Origin of the sequence: Brevibacterium sp. S22, assembly GCF_004745485.1 — a bacterium.
Classification (GTDB): Bacteria; Actinomycetota; Actinomycetes; order Actinomycetales; family Brevibacteriaceae; genus Brevibacterium.
In genome coordinates, this window is the sequence record NZ_RHFG01000004.1 from 113,825 (window position 1) to 130,577 (window position 16,753).

13 protein-coding genes and 1 tRNA gene are annotated in these 16,753 nt (G+C 67.1%); 8 read left to right on the top strand and 6 right to left on the bottom strand.

Translation table 11 applies throughout. The annotated features are described in order from the left end of the window. Window positions 1-52: 52 nt before the first annotated feature. Window positions 53-634 carry a winged helix-turn-helix domain-containing protein gene (locus tag EB835_RS05980; RefSeq protein ID WP_135808564.1) on the top strand — a complete coding sequence of 194 codons (582 nt, stop codon included), beginning with the start codon at window positions 53-55 and terminating at the stop codon, window positions 632-634. After that, entirely contained in the window at window positions 631-930 is a 300-nt protein-coding gene (locus EB835_RS05985) for a hypothetical protein (RefSeq protein ID WP_135808565.1), read from the top strand. Before EB835_RS05980 ends, EB835_RS05985 begins: the two co-directional genes overlap by 4 nt. A 50-nt stretch (window positions 931-980) precedes the next feature. Here the strand turns inward: EB835_RS05985 and EB835_RS05990 are convergent, their stop codons facing one another. Next, window positions 981-2,180 carry a low temperature requirement protein A gene (locus EB835_RS05990; RefSeq protein ID WP_205749874.1) on the bottom strand — a complete coding sequence of 400 codons (1,200 nt, stop codon included), beginning with the start codon at window positions 2,178-2,180 and terminating at the stop codon, window positions 981-983. A gap of 122 nt (window positions 2,181-2,302) precedes the next feature. Here EB835_RS05990 and EB835_RS05995 point away from each other — a divergent pair, with 122 nt between their 5' ends. Continuing rightward, on the top strand, window positions 2,303-3,634 hold the full coding sequence (locus EB835_RS05995) for an MFS transporter (RefSeq protein WP_135808566.1): 1,332 nt from the start codon (window positions 2,303-2,305) through the stop codon (window positions 3,632-3,634). 135 nt (window positions 3,635-3,769) lie between these two features. Continuing rightward, window positions 3,770-5,782, top strand: coding sequence for an ABC1 kinase family protein (locus EB835_RS06000; RefSeq protein WP_135808567.1), 2,013 nt, complete (start codon window positions 3,770-3,772; stop codon window positions 5,780-5,782). Between the two features lie 287 nt (window positions 5,783-6,069). Here the strand turns inward: EB835_RS06000 and EB835_RS06005 are convergent. The 3 genes from EB835_RS06005 to EB835_RS20760 all read right to left on the bottom strand — a co-directional run bounded on the left by EB835_RS06005 (window position 6,070) and on the right by EB835_RS20760 (window position 9,600). Beyond that, window positions 6,070-6,145: transfer RNA gene (locus tag EB835_RS06005), tRNA-Thr, on the bottom strand. A gap of 273 nt (window positions 6,146-6,418) precedes the next feature. Further along, window positions 6,419-7,279, bottom strand: a complete 861-nt coding sequence (locus EB835_RS06010) for a DsbA family protein (RefSeq protein ID WP_135808568.1) — start codon at window positions 7,277-7,279, stop codon at window positions 6,419-6,421. A gap of 203 nt (window positions 7,280-7,482) precedes the next feature. After that, entirely contained in the window at window positions 7,483-9,600 is a 2,118-nt protein-coding gene (locus EB835_RS20760) for a serine/threonine protein kinase (RefSeq protein WP_135808663.1), read from the bottom strand. A gap of 65 nt (window positions 9,601-9,665) precedes the next feature. Here EB835_RS20760 and EB835_RS06020 point away from each other — a divergent pair, with 65 nt between their 5' ends. Both EB835_RS06020 and EB835_RS06025 read left to right on the top strand, forming a co-directional pair. Beyond that, window positions 9,666-11,255: an alpha,alpha-trehalose-phosphate synthase (UDP-forming) gene (locus tag EB835_RS06020; RefSeq protein ID WP_135808569.1), complete on the top strand. Its 1,590-nt coding sequence runs from the start codon at window positions 9,666-9,668 to the stop codon at window positions 11,253-11,255. Window positions 11,256-11,265: 10 nt separating this feature from the next. Continuing rightward, a complete protein-coding gene (locus EB835_RS06025) occupies window positions 11,266-12,249 on the top strand; it encodes a trehalose-phosphatase (protein WP_135808570.1) in 984 nt (327 codons plus the stop codon). 35 nt (window positions 12,250-12,284) lie between these two features. Here the strand turns inward: EB835_RS06025 and EB835_RS06030 are convergent, their stop codons facing one another. Then, window positions 12,285-13,421: a substrate-binding domain-containing protein gene (locus EB835_RS06030; RefSeq protein WP_135808571.1), complete on the bottom strand. Its 1,137-nt coding sequence runs from the start codon at window positions 13,419-13,421 to the stop codon at window positions 12,285-12,287. Beyond that, entirely contained in the window at window positions 13,418-14,413 is a 996-nt protein-coding gene (locus EB835_RS06035; protein WP_135808572.1) for a LacI family DNA-binding transcriptional regulator, read from the bottom strand. Before EB835_RS06035 ends, EB835_RS06030 begins: the two co-directional genes overlap by 4 nt. Before the next feature lie 191 nt (window positions 14,414-14,604). Between EB835_RS06035 and EB835_RS06040 the strand changes: the two genes are divergently transcribed. Then, entirely contained in the window at window positions 14,605-15,312 is a 708-nt protein-coding gene (locus EB835_RS06040) for an ABC transporter ATP-binding protein (RefSeq protein WP_240688571.1), read from the top strand. A gap of 3 nt (window positions 15,313-15,315) precedes the next feature. Further along, window positions 15,316-16,626 carry a DUF4032 domain-containing protein gene (locus EB835_RS06045; RefSeq protein WP_240688572.1) on the top strand — a complete coding sequence of 437 codons (1,311 nt, stop codon included), beginning with the start codon at window positions 15,316-15,318 and terminating at the stop codon, window positions 16,624-16,626. Window positions 16,627-16,753 lie beyond the last annotated feature (127 nt).

Here is a 16,753-nt window from a genome sequence, read left to right on the forward strand (position 1 = left end):
TTTGCAAGGGTATCTTTGCACTATGAGCAGGGAGCAGAACGAACAACCCGCTATGCGGACACTGGGAGCCGAGGCGCTCAAAGGGCTCGCCCACCCGCTGCGCATGGAGATCTACGACGTGCTGATGAAGCACGGTCCGCAGACGTCGACGAGCCTGGCCAAACGCCTCGGCGAATCGAGCGGATCGACGAGCTATCACCTGCGCCAGCTCGCCCGGCATCGGTTCATCCGGCAGGTCGAGTCCACCTCCGGAGGTCGTGAGAAGTGGTGGGAGCGGACACCCGGACCCGTCGACGTCAGCCGCCGCTCGGCACAGGAAGACCCTGCGGCGAGCGCCTCGGCCGGGTTCGTCCTGCGCGAATGGGCCCGCAGCGGCACACGGGCCCTGGAGGACTTCGTCGACGCGCTCACCGACACCGAGACGATGCCCGACAGATGGGCCGATGCCTCGGCCGTGCACACGAGCAACGTCCGTGTCACGCCGGAGCAGCTGAGGGAGATCAACGACCACTTCTACCGCACCACTCAGGCATTCATCGATGAGTACCGCGGCCGCAATGATCCGGGTTCCCGCCCGGTGCAGATCCAGTTCAACGCCTTCCCCCTGATCGATGGAGAGGAAACCCCATCATGAGCACTCTCACCGCACCCATCCGTCCTCCGCTGGCCGACGACGGCAGGCCATCACACCACCACCGCATCATCGAGCGCACGATCACTGTGACCAGAGAGCTCGTCGTCGACGGCGGCGATGACATCCGCACGCGGGCGTCCGGCCTCGACCGGATCGTGCTGCGCCTGGCCCTGTGGCTCATCGATCGTCGCCGCGTCCGGGCTCTGCACGTGCAGGTCGATTCCGCGGAGATGTCGCGTCGGGTCGACGAAGCCAAATGGGGGCACATCGACCGCTATCACGGTCTGCCGTTCTGACGAGTTCTCCTCGGGAACCTCACCGCGTACACCCCTCAGCGGGGGCACGCTCACCGCACGACCGCCTCGGCGCCGGTCCTGCCTTCCTCCAGCGGAGGGAACACGACGAGGGTGATGACGATGCTGACCATGAAGAACGTCGTGAGGAATGTCGGGACCGGGATGATCGGGTCGAGGAGGACGAGCAGCGCGCAGGCCGGCACGACGGTGTTGACGACGGCGTCGGCGTTCGCGCGGATGGCGAGCACCCGCACCCCGAGGACGAACACGGCGATCGGCACCGAGACCGTGAACGTCGCCAGCGCCGGGTCGAGGGCGCTGGCACCGAGCTGGGAATCGGCTTCGATCCCGACTCCGGCGGAGAACGCACCGGCGGCGGCGAAGATGAAGTAGTGGCCGTAGCCGTACCTGAGTGATCCGCCGAGGCTGCCGATCGCCCGGTGATGCGGCGGCCAGAAGTAGATCCACCACATCGCAGCGGTGACGATGAGGCTGAGGACGCCCAGCGAGATGAGCGGGACGATGTCGTCGACCTCGCCCAGCGCCTCGAACACCGTGTTCGCCGAGGCCAGGAGGCTCTCGCCGAGGACGATGATCGTGAAGCAGCCATAGCGTTCGGTGATGTGATGAGGATGCCACGGGGTCGTGCCGCGGGCTTCGGCGATGACGGGCACCGCGATCTCGGCGAGGATGAGCACACCGAGGCCGACGCCCCGAAAGACGGGATCGTCGATGGCCAGCCATGCCACCCACAGAATCTGGACGATGCCGATCCCGCAGGCATAGACGATCGTCGTCCATCGCGCGGCCCCGGCACCGCGGGCCGCGCGCAGCCATTGCGAGATCATGATGATGCGCATGAGGACGTAGCCGGCGATGAGCAGCCGGAAGTCCGCGTCGGCGAACACCGGCCCGATGCCGGCGGCAAGGATGAGCACCCCGCCCATCTGCACGATCGTGAGCACTCGGTAGAGCCAGTCATCGGTGTCGAAGGAGGTGGCGAACCAGGTGAAGTTCATCCACGCCCACCAGATCCCGAAGAACACGAGCAGGTAGTCCACCACACCTTCGCCGAGGCGGCCCGCCGTGATCGTGTCATGGAGGTGTGAGGACGCGATCGAGACGGCGATGACGAAGACGAGGTCGAAGAAGAGTTCGAGCGTGCTCGCCGCCCGGCCCTCCTCGCCGGGATCGCGTGGGCGCATCGGAGTGAGGCGGAGACGTGGTGCGGCGAAGGGGTGTGCGGTCATCGGGATCCTCAACGATCGATTTGAGTGCTCGCACAGTCTATTGCCGCCGAGCCTGCTCCGATATTCCGCGCCCCGCCACGGACTCCGCGGCCCCGTCGCCCCACCTCGAATAGGCTTGTCACGTGCTCAAACCCATTCTGTGGCCGGTGCTCGTCCCGTTCGCCCTCTTCGCCGTCGGGTTGGGCGCGATCATGCCGATTCTCGTGCTCGGGGCGCTCTCGCTGGGTTCGACGCAGGCGTTCGCCGCAGCCATCGTCGGCATCATGGGGGCTGTGTCCCTGATGGCCACGGTTCCGGCCGGGATCCTCATCGACCGCCTCGGCGATTTCCGGGCGATGACCGTGGCCACGGTCGCCGCGGTCATCGTCCTCGGCTCCGTCGTCGCCGCCTTCATCTGGGATTCGCCGTATTCGCTGCTCGTCTATACGGTCGCGCTCATGATCTTCGGCCCGGTCTCCGATGTGTGGAGCCTGGCCCGGCAGGCCGTCGTCGCCGAGATCATGCCCCCGGCCGACCTCGCCAAGGCGATGACGGCGCTCGGCGGCACGCAGCGGGTCGGCAACCTCGTCGGGCCGATGATCGGCGCCAGCCTCATGCTCGTCTTCCCCATCTGGTCGGTGTTCGTCTTCTCCGCGCTCACTGCCGTCGCCGCGATCGTCATCATGGCCCTGCCGATCGCGCAGATCCCCGGTTTCGATGACCATCCCCACCCCACCGAGGCGGCCCCGACCTCCCCAGCGGACGATTCCGGTCCCTCCTCCGCCGATGAGGCTTCCCCCACCGAGGCGGCAGACCCCGCGCACGGGGACGTCGCCCATCCTCGGCGCGGCCGGAAGAAGGATCGCCGGCCCCCGCTCGAGGTGCGCTGGAAGTCGGTCGTCCTCGCCGGCGTGACGATCATCGCGCTTGCGGCGGCCCGCGCCGCCCAACCGGTCGTCGTCCAGCTCTGGGGCGTCGAGATCGGACTGCACAAGTCATCGATCTCGCTCATCATCGCCTTCGGCGCCGGGCTCGAACTCATCGTCATGTTCCTCGGCGCGTACATCAAGGACCACCTCGGCCGGGTCGCGACCCTCGTCGCGTGCATGTCCGTCTTCGGCACCGGCTTCGTCATCATGGTCGCGAAGCCCGACCTCACCGGGATGGTCATCGCCGCCGCGGTCATGGCCTTCGGCAACGGCCTCGGGGCGGGTGTGAATATGACGATCGGGGCGGACCTCTCCCCCGCGATCGGTCGGCCCCGCTTCCTCGGCATCTGGGCGATCTTCAACAACGGCGGCAAGCTCGGGGGACCGACGCTGCTCTCCCTCATCATCACCCTGACCACCCTGCGATTCGGGGTGCTCTTCCCCGGACTGCTGGCCCTCCTCGGGGCAGTGTGGATCCTCATCTGGGCCCGCCAGGTGGGTCTGCCCGGAAGGCGGAGACGCCTCGACCCACCGCGCACGGACTAGCTCGAGTCTCGGCACCGTGTCCGGCGAACGGACCCGGTGTGTCCGGTGAACGGACTAGGCTGGTGGTGACCGATTCGACGACGTTCGGCTGAGCGCCCGAAGCTTGCAGGCCGAACAGGATCAGGAGAGTCATCGATGGAAGCACTGGATGTCGGTGGATATGTGCTGGTGAGCCTGGCCGCACTCGTCTTCCTCTTCCTCCAGTCATGGTTCGCCGCCACCGTGGTCCGTCGCGTCGTCGGCGTTCCCACCGGCTGGCCGCGCACGCTCGCCGTCGGCCTCGTCATGAGCGCCGTCGTGGCCGTGACCGTCCAGTACCTCTACCGGGCCGGCACCGGGCAGAACGTCAACGGTCTGGATGTCTCCCCCGGAGTGGCGGTGCTGTTCATGGTGCTCGCCCTCGGGTGGATCTTCGCCCTGGGCGTCGGGTCCCTCGTCATGCTCGAAGCGGCCTTTCCGACCGGATCCCTGCCGAGCCCGCAGTCGCTGTTCTTCGGGTGGAGGTCCCGGCGTCGCCGCGCCCGCCGCTACGCCCAGGTCGTGTCGATCGCGGTCAGGCACGGCCTCGGCTCCCAGCTGCGCGGCTTTGGCGGGGATTCGCCGGGTCGCGAGGTCAAGACCGCGCGGGCGCTCAAGGAATCCCTCGCCGAGGCGGGGGTGACCTTCGTCAAGCTCGGGCAGATGCTCTCGACTCGCCGGGATATCCTTCCACCGGTCTTCGTCCGTGAACTCGAGACCCTTCAGACCCAAGTCACGCCCGAACCCTGGTCGGTCATCGAACCGGCCATCACCGAACGGCTCGGCCGACCGATCGGCGAGGTCTTCGCGCGGATCGGCTCCACGCCGCTGGCGGCCGCCTCGGTGGCGCAGGTGCATGAGGCGACTCTGCTCGACGGCACGGAGGTCATCGTCAAGGTGCAGCGGCCGAAGGCGCTCAATCAGGTCACCCAGGACCTCGACATCATCCTGCGGCTGGCGGCCTGGCTGAACAAGACCACGACCTGGGGCAGGGATCTGGGGGTGAGGTCGTTGGCCGCGGGGTTCGCGAACACGCTCGAGGAGGAGCTCGACTACCGGATCGAACTCGACAATATGGCCAGCATCGAGTCGTCTCTCACACGGTCGGGGAAGTTCGACGTCACCGTTCCACACGGCTATCCGGCGCTCAGCGGCGAACGGCTGCTGGTCATGGATCGCCTGCCCGGACAGCCGGTCTCACGGGCGGGAGCGCTGCTGACCGGGCTCAGCGATGCCGAGCGGTCGCGGTTGGCGACCACGCTGTTGGGAGCCACGCTCGAGCAGATCATCGGTGACGGGATCTTCCACGCCGATCTGCATGCCGGCAATATCTTCATCACTCCCGACGGGAAGCTGGGTCTGCTCGACTTCGGTGCGGTCGGCCGCCTCGATCCGGGAACGCAGACATCGCTGGGCCTCATGCTCTATTCGATCGATCAGAACGACAGCGCTGGTGCCACCGATGCCCTCATCGAACTCCTCGGACGTCCCGACGGGCTCAACGATCGGGACGTCGAACGCGCTGTCGGCGAACTCCTCCTGCGCTACGGCGGCGGCACCCGCGCCGCGCAGGGACAGAAGCTCTTCGACGATCTGTTCAACCTCGTGCTCTCTCATCGTTTCTCCGTGCCGGCGCCGATCAGCGCCGCCTTCCGGGCGATGGCCTCCGTGGAGGGTGCGCTGCTGACGATCGATCCGAACTTCGACGTCGTCGCCGTGTCCCGGCAGGAGGGCAACCGGCTCGTGAGGGCGAAGCTCAAGGGCACGAAGATCACCGATGAGCTGCAGCGTCGGGCGCTGCAGCTGATGCCGATGATCGACCGCATGCCCCGTCGGATCAACAAGATCACCGAGGACCTCGAGCAGGGCCGGTTCTCGATGAACATGCGGGTGCTCGAGAATCCTTCCGATCGCAGCTTCCTCACCAGCCTGTTCCAGCAGCTCATCGTCGCCGTCCTCGCCGGGGCCGCGGTGGTGGGAGCGATCATGCTCATCACCAGCGATGAGGGTCCGCTGCTGACGAAGGACATCCATCTGTACTCGTTCTTCGGCTTCGTGCTGCTCTTCGGCGGATTCGTCTTAAGCATGCGCTCCCTCATGCTCGTATTCAGGCGCGACGGCGGCGGCTAGACGGTCGTTCGCCGCGACGCTGATTCCGGCCTCGTTCAAGCGCTGGCGCTGTTTTCGCACCGTCGTCACCGCGAAGTCGTTCAAGCGTTGGCGCGGTTTTCGCACCGTCTACTTTTCGATAAGCGCGCTCAGCCTTGAACGAGAGAAGTCTGCGCTTGAACGAGGAGACTGCGCTTGAGCGAGGAGATGGTCCTTGAATGAGAGAAGTCTGCCCTCGAACGGGCGCAGCCGACGTGCGAAGAAGCCCCGCGTCCGCTGTTTCCAGCGATCTGCGGGGCTTCTTAGAGTGGAGCCCCCTGTCAGACTCGAACTGACGACCTTCGCTTTACAAGAGCGGTGCTCTACCAACTGAGCTAAGGAGGCGTGGTGCGCACCGAGCGTGCGCGCCTACACGATAGTAGTCCATGGCCGGGTCCGGCCACAAAACCGCGGGAGGCGTGCCCCGCAGGACACCCTCACCGAGGCGGCCCCCACCCCAGACCACACCCACCCCGGCAGGACAGCGAAGGTCGGACCCCACCTCGGCGGGGTCCGGCCCCCTCTCCCGGGACGGCCCACCCCAGACCACACCCACCTGGGCGGGACGGCCCCGGACGAACCCGGGACCGCCCCGGCAGCGGCGGGAGCCTCAGGCGATCAGCCCTTGAACTCTCCGGTGGCCTTGAGGATCTCGGCGGCCAGAGCCTGCGAATCGCTGGTCTTGTCAGTGTGCTCGCCGTTGATGAGCACCCACGGGGTGGCTTCGACGCCGTCGTCGAGAGCGGTCTGGCTCGACTGTTCGACGAACTTGTCGAAGGTCCGGTCGGCGACACAGGACTTCACGGTCTGTTCGGGATCGGCTTTGAGCTTCTTCGAGGTGTCGACACCAGCGTCCTCGGCGACCTTGAGCAGCTCCTCATCGGTGGCGCCGTTGCTGCCCTCCTCCGGCTGCTGAGCGAAGAGTGCGTCGAACAGGTCGACGGCGGCCTCGGGCTGGCTGTCGATGACGCAGGCGGCGAGGTTGGCCGCACGGGTCGAGTACTCGTTGCCGCTGGACATACGGTCGAGGAATGACACCGGCTTGTAGTTGACGACGATCGAGCCCTCGTCTGCGAGCTTGCTCAGCATGCTCGCGTTGCCTTCCTCGAAGGCCTTGCAGCCCGGGCACTGGAAGTCGAGGTAGACGGTGACCGTGGCGGCCCCGTCGTTCGCACCCGCTTCTGTCGGAGCCGGCAGATCCGATTCTTCACCTTCGGGCATCTTCAACGGCTGCACGAGCGTATCGTCCTTGCCCACGGTGATTCCGTCGGAGACATAGTTCGAGGGGTTGACAGCAGGTTTGCTCTGCTGAAAGACCAGCACACCGACCACTGCCAGCACAGCGACGACGACGACAGCGATGCCGACGTACAGGATCGTCTTCGCCGTCTTCTCCTTCTTCGCCTGGTTCGCCGCGATCTGGCGGGCGTTCTCGCGTGCCCGGTTCCGCTTGTCGTCTCCGGAGTTGTTCTTCGCCATTGTTCCTCACGTTGGATCGTCTGACATCGATGCGGCCCGAGGCCCGAACGGTGCGGGACAGCTTCCGCGACCCGACGGCACCACTGTACCGAAACAGGTGCTGGGCCGACTCCCAGAAATATTCAAGGTTCAACTACAACGTTCAACTACCTCGTGAAAGCAACGGTGAGTTCAGGGCGACCGTTGCGGCCGCACCGTGCTGTTCACACCGGTCCGGGCAGGTAGTCGAAGGGGTTCATCGTCAGCGGCCACCAGGACATGGCCGCCCCCGACTGGATGACCATGACGGCAAGGATGACGAGCAGCGCGATCACAGCCAATGCGATGAGGCGGCCGAGCTGATTGCGAGTGACTCCCGAGACGAGCAGCCGAGAGCCGAAGCGCAGGCTCGAGGCTCCCGGTCCGACCCACAGTACCAGCGAACCGGCGGCACCCGCGGCCCACACCGACCATTGCTCGGAGGCGCCGCCGGGCACGATCCCGGCGATGTCGAGACGGGTGAGCACGAGCGCGGCGGCGGCCGCGATCGCCGGCAAGATGCTCGAGGCCGCCGAGGTCAGGATCGAGGCCAGCACGGCACCCGGCGCCGAGGCGAGCGCCCGGAAGAATCCGCCCGAGTCCGTTCCGCGGTCGAACCGGTACCGCTGGACCTTCCGATCCAGACGTGTGCCGGTGCGGGCGAGCACCGACCAGATCAGGGCGACGACACAGATCACCAGGGGGCCGAGAGGCATGAAGGCGACAGCCAAAGCGACGAGTCCGAAGACGACCCAGCCACCGGAACGCACTCGTCGGTATCCCATCGGCTGCATCGGCTGTCCGCCGGGCTGGATGGGCTGACCGCCGGGGCCCATGATCTGCCGGCCGTGACCGGACTGGTCACCCCACTGTCCCTGAGCACCCTGACCATCAGGCCCGCCGGCCCCGCTCGGCCCGACGAGGTTCTGTCCGTGACCAGGCTGGACGAATCCGGATCGACCGAGGTCGGCACCGGCCATCGGGGATCCCGGACCCGCCTGAATGCCGCCGTTGGGATTGTTGATCGGCGGCGCGGTCGCCTGCGGTGACTGTCCGTGCATCCGCCCCGAACCATGGCCCGATCCCTGCCCGGGTCCCGAACCGTAGCCCGGCCCCTGCCCGGGTCCCGAACCGTGACCGGACCCGGCATGATTGGTCGGTCGGCTGGAACCGGGGTACTGCGGCTGTCCGCCGCCGGACGGACCGGCTCCCGGGTATCCCGTTCCCGAATATTCTCCACCCTGACTGCCAGGGCCACCGTGGCCAGCAGGACCGCGCTGACCACCAGGACCACCGTGACCAGCAGCCCCGACTCCACCGAATCCAGCAGCGGCTCCGGCGGCTCCGGCGGCACCGCCCAGAGCCGCACCGCCCAGAGCGGCCCCGCCCAGCGCGGCCCCGGCGCCGCCACGACCGCCAGCACCGTCATCGACGGCTGGCATGACCGCGGTTCCGCTCGGTGTCCGCAGCGGACCACCGGCCCCACCGCTGGGACCCGATCCGAGCTGCGGCATCCGCCCGGACTCGATGTCGACGAGCGCATCGAGGATCATCTGCCCCGATGGACGACGTTCGGGCTTCGGATCGAGGCAGGCGGCGATGAGTGGTGCGAAGTTCTTCGGCGCCCCGTCGAGATCGAATTTGCCCATCGCCACACGACCGAGCACGGCCTCCAGCGGTCCGGACCCGTAGGGGTTGCGTCCGGTGGCGGCAAACGCCATCGTCGCAGCCCACCCCCACCAGTCGGTCTTCTCGCTCGAGGTCTTGCCGTCGGCGATCTCCGGCGACAGATAGCCGGGCGTGCCCATGACCAGCCCCGTCGCGGTCACGCGCACTTCGTCGGCGACCTGAGCGATGCCGAAGTCGATGACCATGGGCTCACCGTCCATGATCATCACGTTCGCAGGCTTGAGGTCGCGGTGGATGACGCCGGCATCGTGGACGGCGTTGAGGGCGTCGAGGAGGGCATGGCCGAAGTGGACGAGCTCATCCTCGGCGAAGGGACCGTTGTCGCGGACGTCATCGGACAGGGTCTGACCGTCGACGAATTCGGTGATGATGAACGGCTGCGCGGATTCGAGTTCGGCGTCGAGGACCTCGGCGATCCGCGGATGGCGGATCCGGCGCAGGGTGCGGGTTTCGCGGGCCAGACGCTTCCGCGCGGTCTCGTCATTGGCGATGTGCGGATGGAGGACTTTGACCGCGACCGGGTTGTTTCCGCCGTCGACACCGAGGTAGACGACACCCATGCCGCCCGAGCCGAGCTCCTCGATGAGGCGGTAGCCTCCCAGTTCCTGATCCATCACCTGGCCAAGCCTAGTCGAGCGAGTACAGTTCATTCCAAGGACCGACTCAGGAGGAGGCGCAGATGAGCACCGTCAACTCTGCCGAGCCAAGCACCGAAATCCCCTTCGGCGACAGCGATTTCGTCGTCGTGGCCAACCGACTTCCCGTCGACCGCGATCCCGACGACGAGAACCATGGATGGCGTACCTCACCTGGGGGTTTGGTCACTGCGGTGGCTCCGGTGATGAAGGCCCAGGAGGGCGCGTGGATCGGTTGGACGGGGGTGCCCGATGAGGACTTCGAACCCTTCACGATCGACGGAATGCACCTCACGCCGGTGACCCTGACGAGTGAGGATGTCCTCAGGTACTACGAAGGGTTCTCCAACGCGACGCTGTGGCCGCTCTATCACGATGTCATCGTCCCACCCGAGTACCACCGCACCTGGTGGGATGCCTATGTCCGGGTCAATGAGCGCTTCGCGCACAAGGTCGCCGAGGTGGCCGCCGAGTCCGCGACCGTGTGGATCCATGATTATCAGCTCCAGCTGGTTCCGCTCATGGTCCGCCGGATGCGCCCCGACGTGGCGATCGGCTTCTTCAACCACATCCCCTTCCCGCCCTATGAGCTCTTCGCCCAGCTGCCGTGGCGCGATGAGATCCTGCGGGGCCTCCTCGGCGCCGATCTCATCGGTTTCCAACGCCCCGCGGACGCCGCGAACTTCCGGCGAGCGGTGCGCGGTCGACTGAGTTTCTCGACGAAGGGGTCGACGGTCCTCGTGCCGGCAGGTGAGGCCGTGGCCGCGCATGTCGTCCGCGCCGAGGCATTCCCGATCTCCATCGACACTCCCTATCTGGAGGAGCTCGCGAAGGATCCCGACATCGTCGAACGCGCCCGGCAGATCCGCGAGGACGTCGGCAATCCGAAGGTCGTCATGCTCGGTGTCGATCGGATGGACTACACGAAGGGCATCCGTCACCGGCTCAAGGCCTACGGCGAGCTCATCGCCGAGGGCCGCCTCAACGTCGAGGACGTCGTGCTCATCCAGATCGCCACCCCATCGCGGGAGCGTCTCGAGCAGTACAAGATCATTCGGCACGACGTCGAGCTCGCGGTCGGGCGGATCAACGGCGAGCAGGCCGATGTCGGGTCGATCCCCGTCCGCTACCTCCACCATTCCTATCCGCGCGATGAGATGACCGCGTTCTTCCTCGCCGCCGACGTCATGTTGGTCACGGCCCTGCGCGACGGGATGAACCTCGTGGCCAAGGAGTATGTGGCATGCCGGCAGAACGATGACGGGGCGCTCGTGCTCTCCGAGTTCACAGGTGCCGCCGAGCAGCTCACGGGGGCGGTGATGGTCAATCCGCACGATATCGGCAACCTCAAGGCCGGCATCATCGAAGCCGTCGAGATGGGTGATAGGACACGGACCCGCCGAATGCGGCAGATGCGGCGGAAGGTCGCCACGGACACCGTGAGCCTGTGGTCGAAGAACTTCCTCGCCGAGCTCAACCACCTCAAGCACAATCCCGAGGCCGTCGTCCCCGACCGCCCGGTCGTGCAGAAGAGCCGAACCGCTCCCCCGCCGGACGCCCCCGCAGCCCCATCGGATCGGTCCGATCGTCCCGAGGACGCCGAGTGGGTCTCCGAGATATCCACCTCCCGATAGGAGGATCTCAGTGACGATCGAACCGACCGTATCCGCACCCGCCGTCTCGACCCCCGCCGAGGTGGCTCTGCGTGATCTCGCCACCGCCGATTCGCTGTTGCTGGCCCTGGATTTCGATGGGGTGCTCGCACCGCTGCAGGACGATCCGTCGACCTCGCGGATGGTCCCCCAATCGGCCGCTGCCGTCGAGGCGCTCGCGAGTCTGCCGCGCACGCGGGTGGCGTTGGTCTCCGGTCGCGATATCGCGACTCTGCGACGCCTGTCCGAGCCTCCGGACTCGGTCTGGCTGATCGGTTCGCACGGGGCGGAGGCAGAACTCGGGGACAGTGCTGCTCATGGAGACGGCTCCAGCGTGATGCGGTCCCCCGAACTCACCCGGGCCGAGGCCGAGATGCTCGCCGCCATCGATGCTCATCTCGACGCTTTCGAACACAGTCTTCCGAACGCCGAGCGAACGCTCCGCGCGAACGCTGCGGCCCGGGCGACCGGCGCGAGCGAGCCGGCCCGCGCAGGCGGCTCAGACAGCACAGTCAGAGCCGCCAGCACAGGCGGCACCTCGGATTTCCTCATCGAGCGCAAACCCTATTCGCGGACGGTCCACACCCGCGGCCTCGCCCCCGAGGCCGCTGCGGCCCTGCACGAGCACGCCACTGACGTGGTCGCAGAGTTTCCCGACATCCGTGTCATCGAGGGCCATGACATCACCGAGCTCGCCGTCAAACAGGCGACGAAAGGTGATGGGATCCGGCTGCTCGCCCGCGCCAGCCGACCGACCGCTCTGGGCTGCCTCGGCGACGATGTCACCGATGAGGATTCCTTCGCGGCCCTCGACGAACTCACCGAAGCACGTGTCCTCGAGGCGGGGCTGACCGTCAAGGTCGGGTCCGCGCAGACCCGTGCTTCGTGGCGGATCGCCGATCCCGCGGCCGTGGCCGAACTGCTCGGCCGCCTCGTGAGAGAACGCAGGGAACACGTCGGCACCGATCACGGCTGAGGCAGGGCCAGGTTGATCCAGGGCGAAACCCGGGGTCAGCGGCGCTGCGGGGGCACGGCACTGGCGCGGAGGACGAGGTCCGGATCGACTGTGTAATCGACGTGAACGCGCGCGTCAGCGGCGGCGATCATCGCGCGGATCTCGTCGATCGCCGACTGCGCCACGGTCGCCCAGTCGTAGACGACCTGCGACAGGGGCGGTTGGACGACATCGGCGTCGGGGACGTCACCGACCGTGAGCAGGGACAGGTCCCGGGGCACGTCGAGCCTGAGCCGCTGGGCCGCCTCGAGCATGCCGAAGGACAGGGACGGGGCGCAGGCGATGACGGCGGTGCAGCGCAGGTCGAGCAGCTCCTCGGCGGCGGCGACTCCGGCCATGGCACCGCCGGCGGCCTCGACGACGGGGGCCTGATCACGGGTGGCGGGGATGTGGAGGATTCCGGCCATCGATCTGCGGAAGCCGGCGATGCGGGCAGGTGCGGCAGAATCGCGCAGCACGGCGAGTCCGATGCGCCTGTGGCCGAGGTGGACGAGGTGGGCCACAGCGGTCTCGATTCCGCCGGTCGCGTCGAGATAGATGCGCGATATCCCGTCATCGTGGCGGGCATTCGAGATGCGGATGAGCGGAAGCCCGCGTGCGGCGAGCATTCCCGCGAGCGCACCGGCCGCACCGCCGCCGAGGACGATGGCGCCGGAGATCGTCGGACCACCATGCTCGCTGCCGAGGATCGTCTCGAGCAGAACCTCGTTGCTTTCGGTGATGGCTTCGACGTGGACGACGGCGATGCCCAGTGCGAACATCCGGTTCGTCAGGATCTCCGCGAGCCGCGAATACGGGTCGACATTGCCCGCCGACACTGCCGGCTTGATGAGCGCGATGAGCGGGCCACCGGATCCGGCCCCGGAACCTGCTCCGTCCCGGGGCCCCGGGACCGGGGCCTGTCCGGTGGCCCCGAGGATCGCCAGAGCCTGCCGGACCTTCGCCGACGAGGCAGCCGACACCGAGTCCGGGTCGCGCAGGGCTCGTGAGGCGGTGGCCTTCGAGACCCCGGCGGTGCCGGCGATCTCGGCGAGACGTACGTGCCTGTGCTCGGGTGGGTGGCCGACAGGATTTCCCGTGCCGCCGACGCCGGGACCCCCTGTGCTCGCCCGACCGGCATTCTGCCCGGTCACCGGCGAGCCGCCGTCGTCGATGTGCGGGCGATGAGCCGGGGGCGGAAGACCGGCGGCACTGACGGCAGACCCTTCCTCGATATCCGCAGAGTCTGCAGAGTCGCCTCGATGAGGGCATTCGACAGCCCCTCGACGTCGAGGCCGAGCACCGTGGCCGGTGGACCCGTGAACTTCATCGTCGGGGAATCTCCGAAACCGACGACCGACATGTCCCGCGGCACCTGCAGATGCCGATTCCGCAGACCGTAGAGGGCACCGTGCAGCTGCAGAGCGGACTGGACGATCACCGCAGTGCACGTCGCGTCCTTGAGCTCGAGCACCGCCCGGGAGCCTCCGGAGAACGACTTCGGCACCCGTGAGATCCAGCCCTCGAGGTCAAGGCCGAGGTTCCTGGCGGGATGTTCGGCGAGGAAGCGGCGAATGAGCTGGACGGCCAGCTCACCGCTGTCATTGCAGATCAGACCGATCCGTCGGTGTCCGATCGCCCGCAGATGCTCGAAGGCCGTGGTCATCCCGCCGCCCAGGTCGAGACGCGCGGCGATGACATCGGCTGCACCCGTCCCAGACCCGCCGGCTTCCTCGGCGCCGGCGGACTGTTCGGCGACGCGGATGCAGGGGATCTCGGTGTTCAGGCTCGTCATCGTCGTGGTCACCAGGGCCACGGCGCCGGCGTCGATCGCCGTCTGCAGCGGTTCGGGGTCGGTCTCGACCAGTGGGCGGGTGACGAGGAGGTCATGGGCCTGCAGAGCCTTGGCCACACGGGTGCAGACCTGGACCTGCCAGTGTTCGGGGTTGCCGGGGGCGCTGACGGACACGAGCCGCCTCGGCGCGTCATGAAGCAGGGTCGACCGCGTATAGCCGAGCTCGCTCATCGCCTCCAGCACCTTCGTCCGCGTCGATTCGGCGACGGCACCGCGGCGCCCGAGCACCCGGGAGACCGTGGCCAGAGAGACTCCGGCCCGGGCGGCGACCTCGTCCAACGTGACCTTCATACGTGTCAGTCTACTTTCGCAGCGCGGTATGCGTCGGCGCACACCCATCGTGCTGAGAATCACTCTACGCTTTGTCGAATTCACAGCGCGTCCTGACTCTCCACCCCTTAGTATGAGAGTGTCTGAGCATCCCTGCCAGGTCACCGACGACCAGCTGCTCACGGAGTTATTCAGAAGTTTTAGGAGGACTTATGTCAACGGTGTCGTTGAATGGCCTCAGTCATGTCTACGAGAACACGACGTCCGAATCCGTTCACCCGTTCAATCTCTTCGTCGACGACGGCGAGTTCCTCGTCCTCTACGGCCCCTCTGCTTCGGGCAAGTCGACGATCCTGCGGATGCTCCACGGCTTGGAGACCCCGAAGACCGGGACCATCCTCATCGACGGCGCCGATATCACCCACGCCGCCGTCAACGACCGCGATGTGACCCTGGCCCTGGAGAGCTACGCGCTCTACCCGCATATGAGCGTGCGCGACAACCTCGGCTTTGCGCTGCGCGTCGACGGTCTGCCCGCAGACGAGATCAAGGACCGCGTCGAAACCGTGATGGACAAGATCGGTCTGAGCGACATCCTCGACTCGGTCCCCGGCGACCTCACCCAGCTGCAGCGCCAGACCGTGGCCCTGGCCCGCGCCGTGGTGCGCCGGCCCAAGGTGCTCATCATGGACGAGCCCGTGGTCAACCTCGTCCCCGAGCAGCAGACGGAGACCCTGTCCCTGATCAAGGGCCTGCAGCAGGAGTTCGGGCTGACGACGATCTACGCCACCTCAGACTTCGAGGATGCGAAGGTCCTCGGCGACCGGATCGCCTTCCTCGATCACGGACGGCTCATCGGCGTGGAGACACCCGAGCTCGCCGAGGCGCTCGTGGCCTCGGTCTCCGACACGGACTCCTAAGCCGTGCCGGGACCCCTGCCCTCGCCGGACCCGTCGCTGCAGGCCGCACCGCAGCCATCGACAACCGCGGTCGGCGCTGCCGGCACACCGGATATCCACACGATCCGCAGCGCCGATCGCGGCGCCCTGGCCGAACTCCCCTGGCACCTGCCCTTGGCCGAGTGGCCGGAGACGCTGCTCGGCGGTCTGCCTCGGGGAATCTCCCGTCACGTCGTCAGATATGTCGAGATCGGGGACGAAGTGCTCGCGATCAAGGAGACCGACGACGGGCAGGCCCTGCGCGAGTTCGACATCCTCGGTGCGCTCGGCAACCTCGACGTCCCCCTCGTCGAACCTCGCGCGTTCGTCGGAGGCCGCCGGACCGAATCGGGCGAGGCGCTCAAGGGCGCCCTCATCACCGCCTATCTCGAGTTCTCCCTGCCCTACCGCGCGCTGTTCTCCCGAGACCTGGCCGAGGACACCGGCGGCCGCCTCGTCGACGCTCTGGCCGTTCTCCTCGTCCGCCTCCACCTCGTCGGCTTCTACTGGGGAGACGTGTCCCTGTCGAACACGCTCTTCCGCCGCGATGCCGATGCCTACGCCGCCTACGTCGTCGATGCCGAGACCGGTGAGCTGCACGATCAGCTCTCCGACGGGCAGCGGAACATGGACCTGCGGATCGCGCGGATGAACATCGCCGGGGACTTCCTCGATCTGCAGGCCGCGGGGCTCGTCGCCTCCGAAACCGATCCGCTGGCCGCCGGTGAGCGACTCTGCGAGTCGTACAGCGCCCTGTGGGCGGAGCTGACCCGGGTCGAGGAATTCAGCGTCAACGAACGGTGGCGCATCGACGAACGCATCCGCCGCCTCAACGATCTGGGCTTCGACCTCGGCGAGCTGACCGTGACCACCGATCTCGACGGCATCAGCCTCCTCGTGTCCCCGAAGGTCGTCGAACCCAACCATCATTCGAGGCGTCTGCTGCGGCTGACCGGGATCGGCGCGAACGAGAATCAGGCCCGAGCGATGCTCAACGACCTCGACTCGTTCCGGTCGGCTCCCGAGATCGCCGAATTCGACGAACTCGACGAATCCCAAGCCGCCCGCCGCTGGCTCGACGAGGTGTACAAACCCCTCATCCAGGCGATCCCGGAGAACCTCACCCGCAAACTCGAACCCGGGCAGATCTTCTACGAGTTCGCCGAACACCGCCGCACAATGGCTCGCGCGCGCCAACGCGACATCCCCACGATGGAGGCCATCGCCTACTTCATCGTCGACTACTTGGCGAACCTCCCCGACGAGATCCGCTACGTCGACAGCAAGAAGTTCTGACACCCCCGCCGAGGCGGCCCCGACCGCACAGCTCCCCCTCGCTCACATCGTGGCGGGCGGCCCGGCGGCAGCCCTGAACTCTGTCGATGTTCCACAAGGTGAAACGGAGCCGGCGGGGCCGCCTCGG

Excerpts from the sequence above, each read along its gene's own strand:
- EB835_RS05980 (WP_135808564.1), top strand. The coding sequence starts at position 53 with ATGCGGACACTGGGAGCCGAGGCGCTCAAAGGGCTCGCCCACCCGCTG.
- EB835_RS05985 (WP_135808565.1), top strand. The coding sequence starts at position 631 with ATGAGCACTCTCACCGCACCCATCCGTCCTCCGCTGGCCGACGACGGC.
- EB835_RS05990 (WP_205749874.1), bottom strand. The coding sequence starts at position 2,180 with ATGACCGCACACCCCTTCGCCGCACCACGTCTCCGCCTCACTCCGATG.
- EB835_RS06000 (WP_135808567.1), top strand. The coding sequence starts at position 3,770 with ATGGAAGCACTGGATGTCGGTGGATATGTGCTGGTGAGCCTGGCCGCA.
- EB835_RS06010 (WP_135808568.1), bottom strand. The coding sequence starts at position 7,279 with ATGGCGAAGAACAACTCCGGAGACGACAAGCGGAACCGGGCACGCGAG.
- EB835_RS20760 (WP_135808663.1), bottom strand. The coding sequence starts at position 9,600 with ATGGATCAGGAACTGGGAGGCTACCGCCTCATCGAGGAGCTCGGCTCG.
- EB835_RS06020 (WP_135808569.1), top strand. The coding sequence starts at position 9,666 with ATGAGCACCGTCAACTCTGCCGAGCCAAGCACCGAAATCCCCTTCGGC.
- EB835_RS06035 (WP_135808572.1), bottom strand. The coding sequence starts at position 14,413 with ATGAAGGTCACGTTGGACGAGGTCGCCGCCCGGGCCGGAGTCTCTCTG.
- EB835_RS06040 (WP_240688571.1), top strand. The coding sequence starts at position 14,605 with ATGTCAACGGTGTCGTTGAATGGCCTCAGTCATGTCTACGAGAACACG.